This is a genomic window from Streptomyces sp. NPDC030991 (assembly GCF_055571235.1).
Genome location: NZ_JBVIFR010000026.1, coordinates 69664 through 90321, shown reverse-complemented (window position 1 = coordinate 90321; position 20658 = coordinate 69664). Strand labels below are relative to the sequence as shown.

The following is a 20658-nucleotide window of genomic DNA, read 5'->3' as shown; positions in this document are numbered from 1 at the left end:
GTCAGTCTCCCGCTCGTAGGGACCAGGTTGCCGTGGTGTTCGCCTTGTCGTCCGGCGACGGCAGCGGCAGGTACTTCTTCTCCCGCCAGAGCGGGACGAGGTTGTCGTACAGGGGGGAGGTGGGGGTGTCGCTCTGTCCGCCGGGGTAGATCGCGACCGCTTCGGAGGTGCCGGGTGCTGTCCACTTGACGATGAGTCGGATGCTCGGTCCGTAGCTCGAGTTCAGTTCGCCGCCTGCCGCGTTCACGGTCCAGGGGTCGCCGCCGGCGGTGTAGGGCTCGTACCCGAGTCCCGGGGCCCCGGTGATCGAGGGGATCTCGCGGGTGTGCAGCTTGCCCCAGGTCCAGGCCGAGGGGGCGGCACCCAGTTTGTCCGTCAGTTCGGTCACGGCTGTGCGGAAGGCGGTCCGCATGGCTTGTGGGGCGTCGCGGTGGGCGGCGTTCGGCGGGGTGAAGGCCGCGTTGTCGGGATCGTCGAGCGTCCAGTGCTGGAGCATTTCGCGCAGCGGGATGGGTGAGCGGTCAAGGTCGAGGATCCAGCGGTCCTTGCTCTCCGGGACGTTCTTCTTGTCCCACCACGGCTGGAAGACCTCGTGGAGGTAGGAGTCGAGGAACGTCCACCAGACGGAGGCGGCGGGCGAGTCGCTGTCCATCGAGTGGTTCCACTTGGTCAGCAGGTCGCGTGCGGCGCTTTGTCGTCCGGTCAGTTTTGTGTCGTCGAGCGCGGTGAGCAGTGCCGGCAGGAGTTTCACGGCCAGTTCGTCGGTGACGTCGTTCTGGAGCTCGGTGTAGTCCTTGGGTTGCAACGCGCTCTGCCCGGTGTGGAACCGTTCGATCACCGACTGCCGGTACCCGGGGTCGAAGTTCATGGAGGTGCCGAGGTAGTACGGGTAGTCCTGGCCTGCCGGGCGCTGGTTGGTCGAGGCCACGAGGTGGCTGGGCGGGTCATAGGCCTTGGGCAGTGCCGCGTAGGGGATGGTGCCCACCACGTCTTCGGTGCCGGTGCCGGACAGGGGCAGCCAGGGCTGGGAGCCCTTGGGTGTCTGGGGGACGTCGCCGACGAGGAGCGTGCCGATGTGGCCCTTGTCGTCGGCATAGACGAAGTTCAGGGCCGGTGCCTTCCAGCCGCTCAGCGCTGCCCGGAAGGTGGTGAAGTCGTGGGCCTGGTTGGCTTTGAGCAGCGCGTTGAGGTCGTTGTGGGCGTAGTTGCCCATCCAGTTGACCGAGACTCGTTGGCCGAGCACCTTCATCATCGGTCCGTGCACGGTGAGGTCCGTGGTCAGGTCGACCGTGGAGCCGCCGCGTACCGGGATGGTGTATTGCGCCTTCTTCATGGGTCGCCAGGCGCCGTGCCAGTAGTAGGAGTCGGGCCTGTGGGGTGAGAGTTTCTCCTGGTAGTAGAGCGTGCCGACGGTCTGGGCGTTGGTCAGGGACCAGGAGATGTGTTCGTTGTGGCCGACGAGGATCCCGGGTACGCCGGGCAGGGAGCCGCCGGCGATCTGGTAGTCGGGTGAGTGCAGCGATATCTGGAACCAGTACGAGGGCAGCGTGGTCGCCAGGTGCGGGTCGCCGGCGAGCATCGCGCCGCCTCCGGCCACCTTGGGGCCGTTCGCCGCCCAGGCGTTGCTGTTGAAGTCGAGTTGCCGCACGGTGTCGGGCAGGGCGACGTCCTGGGCGGCGGGTGTCCGGGACACCGTCTGCGGGGCCGGGCTGTTGGCTGTGGCGGCCGGGTCGGCGGCGTTGGTGTTGCGTACGGTCAGCGGGGCCGGGGGGAGGGTCTTGTAGGGGCCGGGGTCGTAGGGGCGCTGGGAGGTCCGGGTCGGTGCCTGTACCGGGAACCAGTCCTTGGTCAGCTTCGGCCCGAGGGAGCGTTGCAGCAGTGCGTAGTCGAGCGGGATGGTGTTGAAGTTCATCTGCTGCGTGAGCACCCCTTGGACGACCAGGGTGTCCGTGGGTGTCCATGCCTGGGGTCGTACTCCGGTCAGGCCGTAGATCGTGGGCCATTCACCGGTCTCGTCGAGTCTGCTCATCCAGGAGTTGACGCCCGCGGAGTATGCGGTCAGTGCCTGGCCGGCGGCGCTGTCCCGCGGGGTGGCGTCCCAGCGGGCGCGGGCGGTGCGCAGCAGGCCGAGGTTCAGTTCGAACTTGTCGCTCTCCAGTCCGGCGGCACCGACGAGTTCGGACAGGCGGCCCTGGCCGAGTCTGCGCTGAAGGTCGAGCTGGGTGAAGCGCATGCGGGCGGTGACGTATCCCTGGGCGAGGAAGAGGTCGTGGTCGGTCGCGGCCTCGACGGAGGCGTATCCCTCGGCGGTGAAGGAGACCTTCACTGGTTTGTCCAGGCCGGGGAGGGTGAGGGTCTCGGACCGGACGGTGGTCTGGGCCGAGGCCGATGCCCAGACTCCCCCGCCCGGTACCAGTGCTTTGCCGAGCGCGGGCACCGGACCGTAGCCGGCGCCGAGCAGCAGGAGCACGGCGAGGGCCACGGCGGTCGAGCAGACCAGGTGGATCGCGCGACTGACCTTGCTTGCCATCGTGTCCTCGTCTTCGCAGGGGGATGGTCCGCCGGGAAGCCTTGCAGCGTCCGGCCGCGCCCATAAGTCAGGAAGGTTCCCTACATCCGTCGCGGCCGGCGGGCCGTGTGGTGCGGGTCAGGGCCGGGGTTCGCCGTCGGATTCCTTGGCGAGCAGCTCGGTGACCTCGTCGTCGGAGAGTCCGGACAGCCAGCCGAGGACGTCGTCGACCTCGGTGCTGCCCGCTTCGGTGAGTTGTCTGCTCTGTACGAGTGCGGCCAGTCGCTCGACGGTCAGTGAGCCGGTGAGCAGTTCGTCGGTGGAGAGGCCGACTCCGAACGTCTCCCGTACGCGCATCGCGACGCGGGTGGCCATGAGCGAGTGTCCGCCGAGGCGGTAGAAGTCGGCGGTGACCGACGGTACGGGGACGCCCAGTACCTCGTTCCAGATGGTGGCCATTTTGTGTTCGACGGGGTTGCGGGGTGCGATCGTCTGCTGCGGGGTGGCGGCTTCCGGGGCCGGGTCCGGCAGTGCGGCGCGGTCGAGTTTGCCGTGCGGGCCCACGGGGAGCTGTGCCAGTACGGTCACCGTGTCCGGGACGAGGCCCGAGGGCAGGGTCTGTTCGAGGTGGTCGCGGAGTGTGGCGGGGCTGGGGTGCTCGTCGCCTGCGGGTACGGCCCAGGCCATCAGGCGCGGGTGGCCGGAGGGGTCGGGGCGTGCCTCCACGACCGAGGTCCGTACGAGCGGGTGCCGGTTCAGTACTGCTTCGACCTCGCCGGGTTCGATGCGCTGCCCGCGGATCTTGAGCTGTCGGTCGAGGCGGCCCAGGTATTCGAAGGTGCCGTCGGGGTGCATCCGTGCGCGGTCACCGGTCCGGTACAGGCGTGCGCCGGGTTCGTAGGGGTCCGGTACGAAGCGTTCGGCGGTCAGGCCGGGGCGGCCGAGGTAGCCGCGGGCCGGGGCGAGTCCGCCGATGTGGAGTTCTCCGGGGACCAGCGGTGGGGCGATCGCGCCGGAGGAGTCGAAGACGTAGAGGCGGGTGCCGGTGATCGCGCGGCCGATGGGGATGCGGATGCGGTGGGTCGTCGCGGGGTCGGCGGGCTGGGCGGTGACGTCGATGGCCGCCTCCGTCGGGCCGTACTGGTTGTGCAGCCGTACGCCGGGCAGGACCTCGGCGAAGCGGTCGGCCAGGGCCGGGGTCAGTTCTTCGCCACTGCACACGACGTGACGCAGGGTCCGTGCGGCGTGTACGGCGTCGGGCTCTTCGAGGAAGATCTGGAGCATCGACGGGACGAAGTGGCAGTAGGTGACGGTGTGCCGGGCGATCAGGTGGGCGAGGTAGTGGGGGTCGCGGTGTCCTTCGGGCCGGGCGAGGACGACGGTGGCGCCGGCGACGAGGGGCCCGAGGAGCTCCCTTCCGGCTACGTCGAAGCTGACCGGGGTCTTGTGGAGCACGGCCTGTCCGGCTTCGAGTCCGTAGGTGCGCTTGTTCCACAGGAGTTGGTTCGCCAGGGCGGCGTGGGTCGTCATCACGCCCTTGGGTTCGCCGGTCGAGCCCGAGGTGAAGAGCACGTTGGCGAGGTGCCCGGGCAGTACCCGCGGGGGCTCGTAGGGTTCGGTGCCGCTCTCCCGCGGGTCGACGGGCACGGTCCCCTCGGGCGGGGTGAGGCCCGGGGCGGAGCCGATGAGCACCCGGGCTCCGGAGGTGCTGATCTGCCGGGCGATGCGGGCCGTCGGGTGTGCGGTGTCCAGGGGGAGGTAGGCGCCTCCGGCCAGCAGGACGGCGTACACGGCGATGATCAGTTCGGGTGACCGGGGCAGGCAGACGGCGACGGGTTCGTCGCGGTCCACGCCGAGTTCACGCAGCCGGGCCGCAAGGCCGCGGGCCCGTGTGGAGAGTTCGCCGTAGGTGAGTGAGCCTTCGTCCCAGACCACGGCCGGTACCGCGGCGGCGGAGTGTGCGACGCGTTCGATGATCTGGTGGACCAGTTCCTCACCGGGTTCCGGGGGGCCTCCGTCGGCGGTGGTCCGCGCGATGTGCTCGGCTTCGGCGGGGGGCAGTGCGGGCAGGGCGGCGACGGCGGTGGCCGGTTCGGTGAGTGCCGCGTCGAGCAGGGCGGGCAGCCCGGACAGCAGGGCGGCGACGGTCTGCTCCTCGAACAGGTCGGCGGCGTAGACGGCGTGGCCGCTCAGTGAGCCGTCGGGCGCCGGTGCGAGGTGCACGGAGAGTTCGAACTGGGCGCCGGGCGCGGGCAGTTCGAAGGGTTCGGCGCGTACCCCGTGGGCTTCCCAGGGGCCGACCGGGAGGTTCTGGAAGGCGAGCAGGGCCCGTACCAGCGGTGCGCGGCCGTCGGCGGGCCGCCGGCCGACGGCGCGGACGATCTCGTCGTACGGGGGCCGGTCGGCGCCGTAGGCCGTGAGGCACTGGGACCGTACGTCGTCGATGACCGTGTCGAAGTCGGCTGTGCCGGTGCGGACGCGCAGCGGCAGCGTGTCGGCGAACATGCCGATGGCGGTGTCGGCGCCGGGCCTCTCCCGGCCGGCGGCGACGGTGCCGACGATCACGTCGTCCTGGCCGCTCCACCGGCCGAGGAGGGCGCCGAAGGCGGCCATGAGGACCATGAAGGGGGTGGCGCCCCGGTCCGCGGCGAGGATCCGTACGCGTTCGGCGAGCTCCGCGGGGATCCGTACGGGCAGGGAGGCGCCGTGCCAGGTCGGTACGGCCGGGACGGGGCGGTCGGTGGGCAGTTCCAGCGCCTGCGCCCCGTCGAGGCGGTCGCGCCATCCGGCGAGGGTCTCCTCGGTCCACGGGGTGGGGGCGGGGGCGGTCGCCGGTACGGGTTCGACCGTTCCGCCGGCCCGGTAGGCGTCGCCGAGCCGCTGGAGCAGCAGGCCCAGCGACCAGCCGTCGACCACGGCGTGGTGGGCGGCGACCGCGAGCACCCAGTCCCGTGGTCCCTGTCGCAGCAGGAGCAGGCGGACGAGGGGGCCGGAGGCGAGGTCGAACGGTTGGGCGGCCAGTGTGCGCAGTGCGTCGGCCACGCCGTCCTCGCCGGTGGTCCGCAGGTCCTGGAACGGCAGCCGGAACATGTCGGCGGTGGGGCGGACGGAGATGCTCGGTGTCCCGTCGGGTGTGGTCCGGAAGACGGAGCGCAGGAGCGGGACCTCGTCGAAGAGGGCGGTGAGGCTTTGTTCGAGGAGCGTCCGGTCGAGGGGCCCGTGCAGTCGGAGTCCGCCGGTGACGTGGTAGGCGTCGCCGGCGCCCATCTGGTCGAGCAGCCACATCCGTTCCTGTTCGGGGGTGACGGCCGTCGGCTCCAGGAATGTGGCGTCGGGTGACTGTGCGGGTCCGCCCGCCGGGATCGCGGCGAGGTCCAGGAGGGTGAGGCCGTCCAGGAGCCGGGCGAGGGGGATGTCCACGCCGCGCGTCTCGAGGAGTGCCGATCTGAGCCGGGCGGCCGACAGGGAGTCCAGTCGTTGCCTGACGAGCGGTGCGTCCGCGACGAGCGCGGCGGGGTCGGTCTCCAGTGCGGCCGCGACGAGTTCGGTCAGCTCCGCGGGGACGGTCCCCGCTGCCGGGGCCGGCTTCGTCTCCTCGGCCGGCGCCGTGGTGCCCAGCGGCTGGAACGCTCCGGCGAGAAATCGTGTGCGGCACTCCGCGCGCCTGACCTTGCCGCTGCTGGTGCGGGGGATCTTGCCGGTGCGGACGAGGACGACGTCGGCGAGGGCGAGTCCGTGCTCGGCCGACACGGCCTCGCGCACGGCCGCGGTCACGAGCGGTCCGTCCTCCTCCCGGAAGCCGCGGACCACTTCGTGCACGAGCACGACCTGTTCGGTGGTTCCGTCGTCGACGGCCAGGGCCGCGCCCCGGCCGGGGTGCAGGAGCGGGTGGGCGCGCTCGGCCGTCAGCTCGATGTCCGGCGGGTAGAGGTTGCGGCCCCGCACGATGATCAGGTCCTTGATGCGGCCGGTCACGTACAGCTCGGTGCCGTGCTGGAAGCCGAGGTCGCCGGTGCGCAGGAAGGTTCGTCCGTCGTGTCCGCGGGCGGTGGCCGCGAAGGACTCGGCGGTCCGGTCGGGCCGCTGCCAGTAGCCGTGGGCGACGGTCGGTCCGCTGACCCAGATCTCGCCGACGGCGTCCGGGGGCAGCGGCTCGCCGGTGGCGGGGTCGACGACCAGCACGAGGTCCTGGTGGTGTGCCCAGCCGCAGCCGGTCAGTTCGGCCGCGGGCTCGTCGGGGGCGGCCTCGACGGCCCGGCCCTCTTCCATGTCCGGGCGTCGCAGGCGCAGGACGGTGGGTTCGGCCGCCGGGTCCGCTCTGCCGGTGACGAACAAGGTGGCCTCGGCGAGGCCGTAGCAGGGGTAGAACGCCGAGCGCCGGAAGCCGTTGTCGCGGAAGGCTTCGGCGAAGGCGTCCATCGTGGTGCGCCGTACCGGCTCCGCGCCGACGAGGGCGTGCCGCAGCGCCGACAGGTCGAGGTCGTCGTGGTCGCCCGGCTTGGCGCGGCGCAGGACCTCGGCGTAGGCGAAGTCGGGGGCGGCGGTGATGGTGGCGCGGGTGCGGCTGAGTGCGCGCAGCCAGCGCATCGGCTGGTGCAGGAAGGTCATCGGCGAGAGCAGGGTGCAGGGGAAGCCCGTGTGCACGGGCTGGAGGATGCCGCCGATCAGGCCCATGTCGTGGTAGGGCGGCAGCCAGCTGACAGCGCGGCTGTTCTCGTCCAGGCCGAGCGAGCGGCCGATCGTCGCCGAGTTGTGGGCGAGGTTGGCGTGGCTGAGCATGACGCCTTTGGGGGTGCCGGTCGATCCCGACGTGTACTGGAGGAACGCCAGGTCGTCCGGGGATGCCTGCGGGTCCTGCCAGTCCTCGGGGGCGGTGGCCACGTCGTCGGTGGTCGCCCATTCGAGGGGGACGGACAGGTCGAGCCGGTCGCGGCGCTCGTCGACGGCGGCGAGTGTGACGGTGTCGATCAGGGCGAGTCGCGCGCCGCAGTCGGCGGCGATGGCCCGTACCCGTTCGAGGCCGTTCGCGCCGAGCGGCGGGTAGACGGGGACCGCTATCGCGCCCGCGTAGAGGCAGCCGAAGAACGCCGTCACGTAGTCGGGTCCGGGCTGGTGGAGGAGGAGGACGCGGTCGCCGCGGCCGGTGCGCCGCTGGATCAGTGCGGCCACCGCCCGGGCGCCGCGGTCGAGTTCGGCGTAGTCGAGTGCGAGGATCTCGGTCTCGGAGAGCTCGAACTCCAGGGCAAGTCGGTGGGGAGTGCTCTCGGCCCGCCGGCGGAGCGTCTCGATGAAGGTCGGGTACACGGGCACTCCTCGATGGACGGTCGGTCAGCGGTAGCGGAGCAGGAGATCGTGGAAGCGGTCGGCGCCGAAGCGCACGGCTTCGACGGGCACCCGCTCGTCGGCGGCGTGCATCGCGTCCTGGTAGCGGCTGCCGGCCGGGAGCAGCATCGGCACCCAGCCGTAGCAGGCGATGCCGAGTCCGGCGAAGAGCCGGGCGTCCGTGGAGGCGGGGGTGATCATGGGCAGGGGCAGCCCGTCGGGGTCGGCGTCGCGCATCACCGAGGCGATCGTGTCGAAGAAGCCGTCGAAGACGGGCGGGGGCATCGCGTCGCCCTCCAGCAGGAGTTCGAGGTCGCCGTCGGGGCCGATCAGCTCGCGCAGTTCGGTGCGGAAGTCCTCGACCGTCCAGCTGCCCGGCAGGATGCGTCCGTCGAAGTCCACGGAGAACTCGCTCGGCAGCATGTTGATCTTCTCGGGCGTGCGGACGATGGTCGCGTTGACCGTGTTGCGCAGGACGGAGTCGAGATAGACGGCGTCGGCCTCGGGCAGCAGGTCGTAGGGGATCTCCGCCTTGCCGTCGGGGTCGCGCAGGTCGCGCAGCCGTCCGGCCAGTGGTTCTTCGGCGGCGGTGGCGAGGGCGTCGAGCATCCGGTCCAGGGCGGGGGTGATGTGCGTCGGCAGGCGGCCTTCCTCCAGGCGCCCCAAAAGCCGGGCGAGCTTGCCCATCGAGGTGCCGGACCAACCCTGCCGTGAGGCGTGGCCACCGCGGCCGCGTACCGAGAGCCGCATCCAGCAGGCGCGTTTCTCGGCCACCACGATGGGGTGGACGCGGCGGGGCAGGCAACTCAGCACCGCTCCGCCGTCCTCCCCGACCCCGTAGGCGATACCGTCGAACAGGTCGGGATGCTGCCTGACCAGATAACCGGCGCCGACCTTGCTGCCCGCCTCTTCGTCGGGCGAGACGGCGAGCAGGACGTCACCCGCGGGCGCGGTTCCCTCGGCCCGCAGCCGGACCAGCGCGGAGACCATCATCGCCAGGCTGCCCAGCATGTCGATGGCGCCGCGGCCCCAGACGTGGCCGTCGATGATCCGCCCCTCGAAGGGCGGGTGCGTCCAGTGCTGGCCGTCGGTGGGCACCACGTCGGCGTGCGCGTGCAGCAGCAGCGGCGGCGCGAGGCCCGCCCCGCGTACGCGGGCGACGAGGTTCGGGCGGTCGGGGTCGGACCCCAGCAGCCGTACGTCCGCGCCGGCGCTCTCCATGAGGGCGGCGACGTGGCGGACGCAGGCGGCCTCGTTCCCGGGAGGGTTGACGCCGCGGAACCTGATCATCTGCTGGAGCAGGGGCACCGGGTCGCTCATCGGGGGTTCTCCTTGTCCGGGCGGTCGTGCGCGGCGGAGCGCGCCGTGCGGGTCACCGCTGTTCCGCCGCGAGCGGCTCGGTGGCGACGACCCGGGTGCCGCCCCGCCCGTCCAGCGCGTCGGTGACGGCCTCGGCGAAGCGCCCGTCGGCGATCCGTACGTCCGCGACGCCGGCCTCCAACGCCTCGCGCGCCGCGGTGAGTTTGACGGTCATGCCGCCGCCGACGGCCGGGTCCCGGCCGTCGCGCACCTGGTACTCGGCGCGCACCGACGCGGGGTCGGAGCTGTCGGCGAGGACGCCCGGTGCGCCGGTGAGCAGCACCAGGCGCTCGGCGCCCAGCACTCCGGCGACGGCGGCCGCGACCCGGTCGGCGTTGACGTTGACGGGCAGGCCGTCCTCGGCGAGCGCGGGCGGTGACAGCACGGGCACCATCCCGTCGGCCAGCAGGGAGCGCAGCAGCGGCGTCGCCACCGAGGTGAGCCGGCCGCTGCGGTCGTCGCGGACCACCACGGTCCGGCCGTCCACGACGGTGCGCAGCGCCTTCTTGCGCCGGGCCCGCAGCAGGCCGGCGTCGAGCCCGGTCAGTCCGACGGCGGGCACGGCGAGCCGGGCCAGTTCGAGCAGGAGCGCCGGCTTGGCCTTCCCTGCGAGTGCCAGGGTGACCACTTCGAGGGTGGCCGGATCGGTCCGCCGGCTCACCGTGCCGTCCGGCGACACCAGTTCGCCGAGCGGCACGCCGAGACGGCCGGCCAGTTCGGTGACCATCGCGGAGCCGCCGTGCACGAGGACGACGGGCCTGCCGTCGCGGACCAGCCGGGCCACCCCGGAGCAGACCGCTTCGGCCTGTACTTCTGCGGTGCCGCCGCACTTCACCACGGTCAGTCCCGTGCCCACGCGGCTCTCCTTTCTGAGCGGATCCAAGCGGACCTGAGCGAATCTGAGCGGATCTAAGCGGACCCGAGCGGACCCGAGCGGAAGGGTCCGACTAGACGGGGTGCAGGCCGGGGAATTCGAGGCCGAGGCGCTCCGGCCATCCCATGCGCACGTTCAGGCACTGGACCGCGCCGCCCGCACCGCCCTTGACGAGGTTGTCGATCGCCGCGACGGCCACCACGGTGGACGTGGCGGGGTCCGTGGCGAACCCGACGTCGCAGTAGTTGGTGCCGGACAGGATCTTGGGCTCCGGAAGCCGGTAGAGGCCGCGGCTCTGGGCGATGATCCGGACGAACGGCTCGTCCTGGTAGTGAGCGCGGTACAGCCGCCGTACGTCCTTGTCGCCCAGCGGTTCACGCACCGGCACCCGGCAGACCACCTGGGCGCCGCGCACCGCTTCCACGCCGGTGGCGCTCATCCGCGCCTCGAGGCCGGTCGCCTGCGTGATCTCGGCCTCGTGCCGGTGGCCCGTGGGTGCGAACAGCCGCATGGTGCCGCTCCGTTCGGCGTGCAGGTTCATCTGCTCGGCGCGTACGCCCGAGCCGCTCGAACCGATCCGGCCGTCCACCGTCACGGGCCCGGCGACCACGCCCGCCTCGGCGAGCGGCCGCAGGGCCAGGATCGAGGCGATGGCCATGCAGCCGGGCATGCTGATGGCGTCCGCCCCGGCCAGCTCGGCCCGGTGCATCTCCGGCACGCCGGGGACGAACGAGCCGAGCAGCTCGGGTGCGGTGTGCGGGGTTCCGTAGTAGCGCTCGTAGAGCTTGGGGTCCCGCAGCCGGAAGTCGGCGCCCAGGTCGATCAGGCACTTGGTCCGCTCGCGCAACCGGGGGACGACTTCGAGGCCGGCGGTCTGGGCGACCGCCACGAACACCACGTCGTGGTCGCCCAGCGCGTCGGGGCCGGTGAAGGTCAGGTCGGTCCGGCCGCGCAGGTTCGGGTGGACGCGGTCCACCCGGCTGCCCGCGAGCCTGGCGGACACCGCGGTGGCCACCCGGACCTCGGGATGGTCGAGCAGCAGCCGCAGCAGTTCACCGCCGATGTAGCCCGAGGCCCCGACCACCGCGACATCGATCACGGCTACTCTCCCCAGTCCTCGTCGGCCTCGGGGGCCAGCGCCAGCAACAGCGGTGCCACTCCCACGACTTCGAGTTCGGCGGCGCACTCCGGGCACTCGACGATCTCGCCGGCCCGGACCTCGCTCTCCACGCCTACCCGGCCCTCGCACTCGGGACAGGCTTGTACGGTCGTCTCCGCTATGGGCATAAGGTCCTCTCCTCTCCTCCTGGTCGGACACCTGCGGGCCTCAGCCTCCCGGCCGCGGTGCGCTCACCAGTAGTCAGGTAGATCCCGGACTTGTGGGCCGCACGGAGGGGGCCAATACTCTGGGAGCCTTTCTTTGAACCCCCGTCCGCACGACCCAGGAGTGACATGACAAGCAGGTTCACCGAGTTGACGGTCGACTGCCGCGATCCGGAGAGCCTCGCCGCCTTCTGGTGCGAGGTGCTGGACTTCAAGGTGATCGACCGGAGCGAGGGCAAGGTCGAGATCGGCTCCTGGGAGCCGACCGTCGAGGAAGTCCGGGCCCGTCAGATGGCGCCCACCCTGCTGTTCATCCCGGTGCCCGAGGGCAAGGCCGTGAAGAACCGGCTGCACCTCGACGTCAGCCCGGTCGACCGCGGCACCGCCGACGAGGTGGACAGGCTGCTGGCCCTCGGGGCGACCCGGGCCGACGTCGGGCAGGGCGCCGGCCGCAGCTGGGTGGTCATGGCCGACCCCGAGGGCAACGAGTTCTGTGTCGCGCGCACCCTGGCCCCGCAGGGTTAGAGCCTCTCTCGGAGCCTGTCTTTGAACCCCCGTCCGCTCTCAGACCGCCCGCGCGAGGAGATCGAGGGCACGGTCCTGGTCGGCCAGGAGCGCCGCGGTCCTGTGATCGAGTTCTTCTGCCGCCGCGGTGGTGTCGGCGCGGGCGTTGGCGACGATGATCCGTACCGCGCTCCAGTGGTGGGCGACCCGCTCCACCAACCGGGACACCTCGGTCAGTGCGGGCCGGGCGAAGGCGTGGCCCGCGGCGGCCAGCCAATCCGCGTGCACCCCGGTCTCGGCGAGCACCGTGCCGGCCACGACGAAGGTCTCGTCCACCACCTCGGTGTCGTCGCCCTTGCCCATCCGTTCCGCGGCGGCGTCGAGGAAGCGGGCCAGGCCGCGTCGCCCGCCGAACAGCTGCGCGCCGTTGTCGGCGTATCCGTCGGGCAGGGTGCGATCGCCTGCCAGCGCGGCCACGTTGGCGGTGATCACCGTGCGGACGTGGTCGAGGTCCCAGGGCGGCAGGTCGGGGCCGACCGAGATCTCCAGCCAGCGCCCGTCGATCGGGTTGCGGGTGAAGAACAGGTCGCGGTCGTGGTCCTCGGGGTTGGCCGAGAAGCGTGCGGCGGCGAACTCGGCGCGGGTGATCGCGCCCTGGAAGCGCGGCGGCACCGGATCGGCCAGCAGCACCTCGTCCCGTTCGTCGTCGAACCCGTACACGGTCAGCAGGTGGTTGGTGTGCACGTCCCGGTAGGCCGGACGGAACGGCAGATGGTAGTTGTCGACGGCCGCGGCGACCGCGTGTCCGTCCCGCACCGCGTCGCGTACCTGTGTCCAGGCCGTCTCGGGGTCCGGCGGGCGGTGCCACTGTGAGGCCACGGGATGATGCGGGGCCATCGCCCCGAGCAGGGACTCGGCGCCGAAGGGGACGTAGTACTCCTCGCGCCGCAGGTCGCCCGAGCGGTAGCCGAACCCCCAGGCCGCGCCGAGCACATGGAGCGGATCGGCGCCCCGGCTGGCGAGCAGCACCCCCATCGTGGCGTGCAGGCAGTGGCCGAGGTCGTGGCGCCACGGCCGTACGTCCTGAAGCTCGACTCTCATGCCGCCTCCGTCACCAGGGTCAGTGCGAACAAGTGCATCGCGGGATTGTGGGGCAGGACGATGGCCCGCAGCCCGTCGGCCACCGCGACCGGCACCCGCTGGTGCCAGATCGACGGGCTCATCGTGTGCTGCTCGTGTCTCGGGTAGAGCATCGCGGTGGTCCGGAACGCGAGCCGTTCGCCGAACCGCGGCGCGGTCTGGGGCCAGAAGTCGGAGAGCCGCAGCCACTGCCGGCGCACGGAGCCGTCGGCGTACTCCAGGAGCACGGTGTCCTCGGTGCGGCGCTCGGCGGCCCCGAGGACGTGGATCCAGTCGGCGCGGGCGGCGGGCAGCGGGATCCGCTGGCCCCGGCACCGCAGGTGGTCCGGCCGTACGCCGTCGGCCGCGGGGAAGCGGAACGGCACCCGGTCGAGTTCGGTGAGTGTGCCGCAGGGCAGCTCCTCGGCCGGAAAGGCATTGCCCCAGATGTTGAACGCACCCGAACCGGAGCGGCTGTTCGGTTCGACGCCGACGCTGTCGAGGAAGTCCTCGATCGCGACCGTGTGAGCCGCTCCGGCCGTCGACCGGACGAGAGTGGGACTGACGTGCTTGACCACAGGAACCTCCTTGGATCACAGGTTGCGATACGGGTGGTGGAGACGCGCGAGCGCGGCGGGGCCGTCGCGGAGCGGACCGCCGCGCTGGCCCGGGCCGCGTTCGCCGCGGGCCGGCATCCCGGTCTGCCGCCCGCCGACGGCTCCGAGGAGACGGCCGCCGAGGTGCTGGCCGAACTGGAGCGCGGGACGCGGCTGTGGACGGCCTTCGACCCGGGCGGCGAGGCGATCGGCTGCGTACGCGCGATCCCCGGTACGGACGGGGCGTGGGTGGTGCGGCGGCTCGCGGTCGCTCCCGTCGCCCGGGGCCGGTCGGCCGGACGGCTGCTGATGCGCGCGCTGGAGGACGGTGCCCGCGCCGGTGGCGCGGCACGCGTGGTCCTCGACGCCGTGGTGGAGCGCGGCAACCCGCCGTTCTACTGCCGTCTCGGCTACCGCACGACCACCCATTTCCCCGGTCCTGACAAGCCGTTGTCCGAGGTCCACATGGAGCGGGAACTCGCCGCGCCGGACGAGGAATTGGCCTACCCGTGGGGCGGCGAACCCGTCCCGCTGTGGGACGGGCCGCTGCGGGTGTGGTTCTGCGGGCCGCGGGGCACCGTGGCGCTGCCCGCCGTGCCCGGCCCCGCTCTTGAGGCCGGTCTTGCGGCGCTGGCCGAACGCGCGGCGGGGCAGGTGGGCGCTCCGGCGCGGTTCCGCGGTGCCGACGGGCTCGCCCGGCCCGCCGGTGTGCTGGTCGATCCCCGGCCCGCCGAGGCCGTGCCCGCGTATGTGATGCCGCGCGGGGTGGACGCCGACGCGCTCGCCCTGTGGCGGACCGGCGGCTGAAGCGGCTGAGGCGGCTGAAACGGCTGAGTCCATCAACCGACCGCTCCGGTCAGCAGCCGGGCCTCGGCGACGATCCGTTCCGGGGTGACGCCCGCGTCGTGGAGCAGGTCGAGTTCGCCGCCGACCCGGTCGCTGAAGCGGTCGGGCACGCCGATCCGGCGCACCGGGCAGCCGCCCTGGGCCGCCAGGGTCTCGCAGACCGCGCTGCCGAGGCCGCCGGTCACCAGGTGGTCCTCCACGGTGACGATGCCCCGGGTCTGCGCCGCCGCCCGCAGCACGGCCTCCTCGTCCAGCGGTTTGATCGTGTGCATGTTGAGAACGCGGGCACCGATGCCCTCGGCGGCCAGCGTCTCGGCGGCGCGCCGCGCCATCAGCACCGGGTACGGCCCGGTCGCGATCAGCGTGACGTCGTCGCCGTCCGCGAGGGTCACGGCCCGGCCGATCCGGAAGTCGTAGGGGCGCCGGTAGACCAGGGGCGTCTCGGTGCGGCCCAACCGGAGGAAGACCGGTCCCGGCAGGTCGGCGGCGGCGACCAGCGCCTGTTCCGCCTCCACCGCGTCGGCGGGCACCAGCACGGTGAGGTTGGGCATCAGCCGCATGATCCCGAGGTCGTCCACCGCGTGGTGGGTGGGCCCGTAGTGCCCGGCGGACAGGCCGCCGTGGGAGACGATGATGCGCACGGGCAGGTTGTTGCCCGCCACGTCCACCTTGATCTGCTCGCAGGCACGGGTCGCGGCGAAGCCGCTGAGGGTGTGCGCGAACGGTACGAGTCCGGCCTCGGCCATGCCCGCGGACATGCCGATCAGGTTGGCCTCGGCGATGCCCACATTGACGTACTGCTCGGGCAGCTCGGCGAAGAGGGTCTCCAGTCCGCCGACGTCGGAGTCCACGCACATGATCCGCGGGTCCCTGCGGGCGAGGTCGACCAGGGCGCGCCGGCAGATCTCCCGACTCGGTCCCGCGTACCGCTCCTCCCACGAGGGCTCCGGCGCGGAGGGTGCCTCCTGCGCGATCGTCAGCTCGGTCACTGTTGTCGCTCCCTGCGGTTGCGGAGTCCCGCCAACGCGCGCACGTGGAGTTTCGGCGTCAGCTTGACGAAGTGGCTTTTCTTGCGGTCCTCGAGCATCGGCACGCCCCGGCCCTTGACGGTCCGGGCCAGGACGACCGTCGGCCGCCCCTCGGTGTCCGGCAGTCCGGCGAAGGCGGCGAGCAGCGCGGGCAGGTCGTGTCCGCCCACCTCGCGCACGGCCCAGCCGAAGGCGCGCCAGCGGTCGGCGAGCGGCTCCAGGGACAGGCACTCCTCCGTGGTGCCGCTGATCTGCCAGCCGTTGCGGTCCACGACGGCGACCAGGTTGTCCAGGCCGTGGTGGGCCGCGCCCATGGCGGCCTCCCAGACCGAGCCCTCCTGGAGTTCACCGTCGCCGAGCAGCGCGAACGCCCGGGAGGGGCGGCCGAGTCGGCGGGCGGCGAGCGCGGCGCCCGCGGCCAGCGACAGGCCGTGGCCCAGCGAGCCGGTGGGGAACTCCACGCCCGGGACGCGGCGCAGCGGGTGTGCGGCGAGCCGGCTGCCCGCCGTCGCGTAGCCGGCGAGTTCCTCGGCCGGGATGAACCCGTACTCGGCGAGCACGGCGTAGAGGGCGGCGCTCGCGTGGCCCTTGCTGAGTACGAACCGGTCGCGCTCGGGCCAGTCGGGGTGGTCGGGCCGGACCCGCAGCACGGAACCGTAGAGCACGGTCAGCAGGTCGGTGGCGGAGAGGCTGCCGCCGAGATGGGTGCCGGTCTCGCCGGCTCCCATCTCCAGCACCCGCTCGCGCACCCGGTGCGCCTGGTCGGCGAGTACGCCGATGTGGGCGGTGTCGGTGGGGTCTGCAGTGCCTGTGGTGCCTGTGGTGTCTGCGGTGTCTGCGGTGTCTTCCATGGTCTCGGCGGTCATCGCACGGCCTCCGCCGGTGCGGGGCTCATCGCCCGGGCGAGCGTCGCCACCTGATCGAGGTGGGCCCAGACCTTCTCGAACGCCGCCGCGCAGTCCTGGAGGACCGGTCCCGCGGCCGGGTTGAGGTGCCAGCGCTGAAGGGTCAGGGAGTCCTCGATGACGGCGAGGGTGTTGGGGTACTTGTCGGACGGCGCGTACTCGCCGGGCCGCAGTTTCCACGGGTAGCCGCCGAACCCCTTGCGGGTCAGGAGCGCCTCCTGCTCGGGCAGCGGTACGGGCTGGTACTGCTGGAGCGGGACCCCCTCGGCGCGCATGACGCGCTCGACGGCGGTGCGGACCGCGCCCGGTGTGGCGCCCTCGATGCCCATGCGTTCGGCGGAGAAGCGGAAGCGGAGGATGTGCCAGGCGTGCGTACGGTCGTCGGGGACGTGCGGTATCTGGAGGCCGGGCAGCGCGCCGAGCCGGTCGAGCAGGGCCCGGACGTTGCGGTCGCGGGCCTGGTGGTACTCCTCGAGCCGGTCGAGCTGGCAGCGGGTGAAGGCGGCCTGGACCGCGCTGAGTTTGGCGTTGCCCGCCAGTTCGTGGGAGATGTAGTCGCGCTTGCCGCGGCCTTCGAGCTCCTCGCCGAACTGGCGGTGGCGCAGCAGCCGGGCGTACAGGTCGGGGTCGTCGGTGGTGATCAGGCCGCCCTCGCCGCAGGTCGGCAGGTTCTTGACGACGTTGAGGCTGAAGGCGGCGACGTCGCCGAGCGCGCCGGTGCGGGTCCCGCGGTACTCCGCGGCGTGCGCCTGGGCTGCGTCCTCGACGAGCAACAGGCCGTGGCGGTGGGCGAGTTCGCGCAGTTCGTCCATGTCGCAGGGCAGGCCGTGCAGGTGGACGGCGAGGATCGCGGAGGTGCGCGGGGTGATGGCCGCGGCGACGGCGCGCGGGTCCATGGTGAAGGTGACCGGGTCGATGTCCACGAAGACGGGGACGACGAGCCGGTGCACCGGGGCCACGGCGCTCGCGATGAACGACAGCGCCGGGACCAGGATCTCCGAGCCCGGCTCGACCCCGGCCGCGGCCAGGGCGAGTTCCAGCGCGGCGGTGCCGTTGGAGACGGCCGCGCAGTGCTCGGTGCCCACCAGGGCGGCCCACTCGCGTTCGAGGAGCTGCACCTGTCCGGCGCCGGGGTTGTTCGAGGTGAACTGCCCGCTGTCCAGGACGCCGACGACGGCCTGGCGCTCCGCGTCGGTGATCACCGGCCAGCCGACCAGGTCCTTGGAGGGCCGTTCCTTGGGAACGGCGCGGGGACCGCCGAACATCGCCAGCCCGTTACCGGTCATGCGGCAGCCTCCTCTATCTGGACCCAGGTGCCCGGAAGGTCGGGCAGGCGGATCGCGGTGGGGTTCTCGGGCCGGGTGAGCGGGACGCGGGCCCGGCTCAGCCCCGGCGGGCAGTGGATCCATTCGGGGTCCACGGCGTCGGCGTAGTGCACCAGGACCTCGGCGCCGTCGGCGGCGCGCGCCTGGCCGGCGCCGCCGAACACCAGCGGCAGCCAGTCCCGGTGGCCGGGCGGCAGCGGTACGAGGGCGCCCCGGCACTCGACGGTCGGCTCGGGCACCGGAGTCACCCCACCCTGCTCAGGACGTGGTCGACGTAGCGGCCGACCAGGTCCACCTGGAGTACCTCCAGCGCGCCGTGGAACTCCGGGGTGTGGTTGACCTCGTTGACGTAGTAGGCGCCCGAGCGGTCCTCCAGCACGTCGATGCCGAGGACGCCGTCGCCGATCGCCTCGGCCGTGGCCGTGAGCAGCTTCAGCAGGTCGTCGTCGGGCGTGCACACCGAGGGGACGCCGCCGCGCTTGGTGTTGGTGCGCCATTCGTCCGAGCTCTTGTAGATCGCGCCGACCGTCTCGCCGCCCATCACGTACGCCTTGATCTCGCGGCCCGGCTTGTCGATGTACTCCTGGACGTAGGTGATGCCGTTGACGGGGCCGGGCAGCGCCTCGCGGTGTTCGAGCACCGCTTCGGCGGCGTCGTGGCCGTCGAGGCGGGCGGCCAGCCGGCCCCAGGACCCGACGACGGGCTTGACCACGGCGGGGTATCCGAAGTCCGCCAGTACGGGCAGCGCCCCTTGCGGCGTGAGGGTCGTCATCCAGCGGGGCACCGGGAGACCGGCGGCTTCCAGCGCGAGGGTGGTGAACAGCTTGTCCCCACAGGTCTCCAGGATGGCGGAGGTGTTGACCACGGTCACGCCCGCGTGTTCGAGCAGCCGTGTGCCGTAGAGGTTGCGGATGTGTCCGATCTCGCGGGTGAGTGCCCCGCGGAAGCGGAATTCGGTGCCGGGCCCGAAGACGGTCGTCCTGGTGTCCAGGAGGGTGTACGGGACCCGGCGCCGTTCGAGTTCGGTGAGGAGCAGCTTCTCCTCGAGTCTGATCCGGGAGGCCAGCACGGCCAGGGGGAGGTCGTCGACGCTCACGGTCGCCTCTCTTCGGGGTAGGGGCCGCCGGCCGGTACCGGCCGGGGCAGGGACGTCGCGATGTCCGGGAGTGCCTCGGCCAGGACGTCGACGGCGAGCAGGTACTCGTCCAGCCGGATGTGCTCCTCGTCGGTGTGGTCGAGCCGGGAGTCCCCGGGGCCGTAGGCGAGGGCGGGCACCGTCCAGTGGGGCGCCAGGATGTTCATGTCGGAGGTGCCGAGCTTGACCTTGACCGAGACCGCGCCGGTACGGCGACGCACCGCGCCGGCGAAGGCGCGGACCAGGGGTGCGCCGCGCCCGGTCCGGACGGCCGGCACCTGTTCGGCCACGGTGATCTCGCCGTCCGCCCCGTGCTTGCGCACCTCCTCCAGGAACCCGGCGGTGTCGAAGCCGCGCGGGATCCGGCAGGAGATCTCGGCGTGGGCGTGGGTCAGACCGCCCTCCAGGGCAACAAGTGCCGGTGAGGCGTGCTCGAAGAGCGGGGCGTCCGCCGGGGCGGGCGGCAGCAGGGTCCGCACCGCCTGCCACAGGTCGCTGGCGAGCTCCGCCGCGCGGTCCGCGGGGCTGCTCGTGTGCGCGGGCGGGCAGCGGACCTCGTAGCGGAACCGGAGCACTCCCCGGTAGCCGACGACCACGGAGCCGGCTCCGCTGGGCTCGCCGATCAGCAGGGCGTCCGGGGGGTCGAGAGTGGCGGCGAGGTGGTGGGCGCCGCGCGAGGCGGCCTCCTCCTCCACGGCGCCGACGACGACGAACCGCCCGCCTCCGGACGAGGCGGCCCTGGCCCCGGCGTGCGCCATGGCGGCGAGCGGGCCCTTGGCGTCGACGGTGCCCCGCCCGAACAGCACGCCGCCCGACTCGTGCACCGGGAGGGTCCCCGGCACCGTGTCCAGGTGGCCGACCATCATGATCACCGGTCCGGCGGGGTCGCCGATCTCGCCGATCACGTTGCCGACGGCGTCGGTGCGCACGTCGTAGCCGAGCGCGGCCATCCGCCCGGCGAGGAAGGCCCCCGCCGCGGCTTCGGATCCGGACGGCGAGGGGATCTCCACCAGGCCGCGCAGTGTTCGCGTCGCCTCGACGCGCGTCGGGTCAGCGTTCATTGATGTCGACCAGCAGCATGTCGCGCACTCCGGTGGCGCCGTCGGCGACGGTGGGCGTGACCTCGTGGGTGATGCGGGTGTCGGAGACGACCAGGGAGTCCAGCCGCTCGGTGAGGGTCATCCGCGTCTGCGGCAGACCGTCGCGGTGGATGATCGACTCGCCGCCCGCGCAGTGCTCCCGGCCCATCAGGTGCATGCCGATGAAGTCGTGGCCGTCGCGGTGCCGGCCCTCGGGGGTCGGGCTGCCCGGCGCGCCGGGGGTGGCCAGCACCCGCATCTGGTGCAGCCCCACCTCGAACCGGGTCGCCCGCGGGACGACCGCGGAGACGATGGCCAGGTCGGTGGCGATCAGTGCGGTGAGTACCGGGTCGGTCAGCGTCTGTTCCGGGATCGGGCTGAACATCCTGGCCTTTCCGTCGTACAGCGGGATGTGCTCCGCGGTCTGCTGGAAGGCCGTGTGCGGCAGCGCGGTGAAGGTCCACTGCCCGCCGGGGCCGCGCGAGGCCAGCAGGCGCCCGTACCGGCGCTCGCGGACCACGCCGCCGACGACCGTCTCGTCGCGTGTCAGGTGTTGCCAGGTGGCGGCGAACCGCGCGAGGTCCGCCGGCGGGAACCAGCCGGCCAGTTCGCTGCCCGGCAGGGCGACGAAGTCGTCGCCCGCCAGGGCTTCCCCCCACTTCCCGAGTGCTTCCGCCCGACGCGTCAGGGCCAGGGTTGCAGCCGACATCCTTCCCACTTTCTGTGTGCGCTGT

Annotated in this window: 17 protein-coding genes; 2 read left to right on the top strand and 15 right to left on the bottom strand. The window is 72.5% G+C overall.

Going from position 1 to position 20658, the window contains the following annotated elements; all coding sequences use genetic code 11:
• Window position 1: 1 nt before the first annotated feature.
• The 6 genes from ACZ45E_RS34485 to ACZ45E_RS34460 form a co-directional block, all read right to left on the bottom strand.
• Window positions 2-2530 (bottom strand): penicillin acylase family protein, encoded by a 2529-nt coding sequence (locus tag ACZ45E_RS34485; RefSeq protein ID WP_468228760.1) that lies wholly within the window; start codon window positions 2528-2530, stop codon window positions 2-4.
• Between the two features lie 117 nt (window positions 2531-2647).
• Window positions 2648-7813 carry an amino acid adenylation domain-containing protein gene (locus ACZ45E_RS34480; RefSeq protein WP_468228758.1) on the bottom strand — a complete coding sequence of 1722 codons (5166 nt, stop codon included), beginning with the start codon at window positions 7811-7813 and terminating at the stop codon, window positions 2648-2650.
• Window positions 7814-7837: 24 nt separating this feature from the next.
• The gene (locus ACZ45E_RS34475; protein ID WP_468228755.1) at window positions 7838-9151 is read right to left on the bottom strand and encodes a M20/M25/M40 family metallo-hydrolase; all 1314 of its coding nucleotides are present in this window, start codon (window positions 9149-9151) and stop codon (window positions 7838-7840) included.
• Window positions 9152-9203: 52 nt separating this feature from the next.
• Window positions 9204-10046 carry an acetylglutamate kinase gene (argB, locus tag ACZ45E_RS34470; protein WP_468228752.1) on the bottom strand — a complete coding sequence of 281 codons (843 nt, stop codon included), beginning with the start codon at window positions 10044-10046 and terminating at the stop codon, window positions 9204-9206.
• Between the two features lie 91 nt (window positions 10047-10137).
• A complete protein-coding gene (argC, locus tag ACZ45E_RS34465; RefSeq protein WP_468228749.1) occupies window positions 10138-11163 on the bottom strand; it encodes an N-acetyl-gamma-glutamyl-phosphate reductase in 1026 nt (341 codons plus the stop codon).
• A 2-nt stretch (window positions 11164-11165) separates the two neighbouring features.
• A complete protein-coding gene (locus tag ACZ45E_RS34460) occupies window positions 11166-11351 on the bottom strand; it encodes a lysine biosynthesis protein LysW (protein WP_468228746.1) in 186 nt (61 codons plus the stop codon).
• A gap of 165 nt (window positions 11352-11516) precedes the next feature.
• On the opposite strand from ACZ45E_RS34460, the gene ACZ45E_RS34455 reads away from it, so the two are divergent.
• Window positions 11517-11912 carry a VOC family protein gene (locus ACZ45E_RS34455; protein WP_468228743.1) on the top strand — a complete coding sequence of 132 codons (396 nt, stop codon included), beginning with the start codon at window positions 11517-11519 and terminating at the stop codon, window positions 11910-11912.
• Between the two features lie 39 nt (window positions 11913-11951).
• Here ACZ45E_RS34455 and ACZ45E_RS34450 read toward each other — a convergent pair whose 3' ends face one another.
• Together ACZ45E_RS34450 and ACZ45E_RS34445 are read right to left on the bottom strand one after the other, a co-directional pair.
• Window positions 11952-12992 carry a BtrH N-terminal domain-containing protein gene (locus tag ACZ45E_RS34450; RefSeq protein ID WP_468228740.1) on the bottom strand — a complete coding sequence of 347 codons (1041 nt, stop codon included), beginning with the start codon at window positions 12990-12992 and terminating at the stop codon, window positions 11952-11954.
• Window positions 12989-13588, bottom strand: a complete 600-nt coding sequence (locus ACZ45E_RS34445; RefSeq protein ID WP_468228738.1) for a hypothetical protein — start codon at window positions 13586-13588, stop codon at window positions 12989-12991. The genes ACZ45E_RS34450 and ACZ45E_RS34445 overlap by 4 nt, the downstream gene beginning before the upstream one ends.
• A gap of 33 nt (window positions 13589-13621) precedes the next feature.
• Between ACZ45E_RS34445 and ACZ45E_RS34440 the strand changes: the two genes are divergently transcribed.
• Window positions 13622-14413, top strand: coding sequence for a GNAT family N-acetyltransferase (locus tag ACZ45E_RS34440; RefSeq protein WP_468228735.1), 792 nt, complete (start codon window positions 13622-13624; stop codon window positions 14411-14413).
• A gap of 32 nt (window positions 14414-14445) precedes the next feature.
• Here the strand turns inward: ACZ45E_RS34440 and ACZ45E_RS34435 are convergent, their stop codons facing one another.
• The 7 genes from ACZ45E_RS34435 to ACZ45E_RS34405 are packed head-to-tail and all read right to left on the bottom strand — an operon-like array spanning window position 14446 to window position 20633.
• Entirely contained in the window at window positions 14446-15441 is a 996-nt protein-coding gene (locus tag ACZ45E_RS34435; protein ID WP_468228732.1) for a transketolase family protein, read from the bottom strand.
• Window positions 15438-16346 carry a transketolase gene (locus ACZ45E_RS34430; protein WP_468228729.1) on the bottom strand — a complete coding sequence of 303 codons (909 nt, stop codon included), beginning with the start codon at window positions 16344-16346 and terminating at the stop codon, window positions 15438-15440. Before ACZ45E_RS34430 ends, ACZ45E_RS34435 begins: the two co-directional genes overlap by 4 nt.
• On the bottom strand, window positions 16343-17671 hold the full coding sequence (locus ACZ45E_RS34425; protein ID WP_468228727.1) for a DegT/DnrJ/EryC1/StrS family aminotransferase: 1329 nt from the start codon (window positions 17669-17671) through the stop codon (window positions 16343-16345). The genes ACZ45E_RS34430 and ACZ45E_RS34425 overlap by 4 nt, the downstream gene beginning before the upstream one ends.
• Window positions 17668-17949: a hypothetical protein gene (locus tag ACZ45E_RS34420; RefSeq protein WP_468228724.1), complete on the bottom strand. Its 282-nt coding sequence runs from the start codon at window positions 17947-17949 to the stop codon at window positions 17668-17670. The genes ACZ45E_RS34425 and ACZ45E_RS34420 overlap by 4 nt, the downstream gene beginning before the upstream one ends.
• Before the next feature lie 5 nt (window positions 17950-17954).
• Window positions 17955-18806 (bottom strand): RimK family alpha-L-glutamate ligase, encoded by an 852-nt coding sequence (locus tag ACZ45E_RS34415; RefSeq protein ID WP_468228721.1) that lies wholly within the window; start codon window positions 18804-18806, stop codon window positions 17955-17957.
• Window positions 18803-19906, bottom strand: coding sequence for a M20/M25/M40 family metallo-hydrolase (locus ACZ45E_RS34410; protein WP_468228718.1), 1104 nt, complete (start codon window positions 19904-19906; stop codon window positions 18803-18805). Before ACZ45E_RS34410 ends, ACZ45E_RS34415 begins: the two co-directional genes overlap by 4 nt.
• Window positions 19896-20633: a 2OG-Fe dioxygenase family protein gene (locus ACZ45E_RS34405; RefSeq protein ID WP_468228715.1), complete on the bottom strand. Its 738-nt coding sequence runs from the start codon at window positions 20631-20633 to the stop codon at window positions 19896-19898. Before ACZ45E_RS34405 ends, ACZ45E_RS34410 begins: the two co-directional genes overlap by 11 nt.
• Between the last annotated feature and the right edge of the window lie 25 nt (window positions 20634-20658).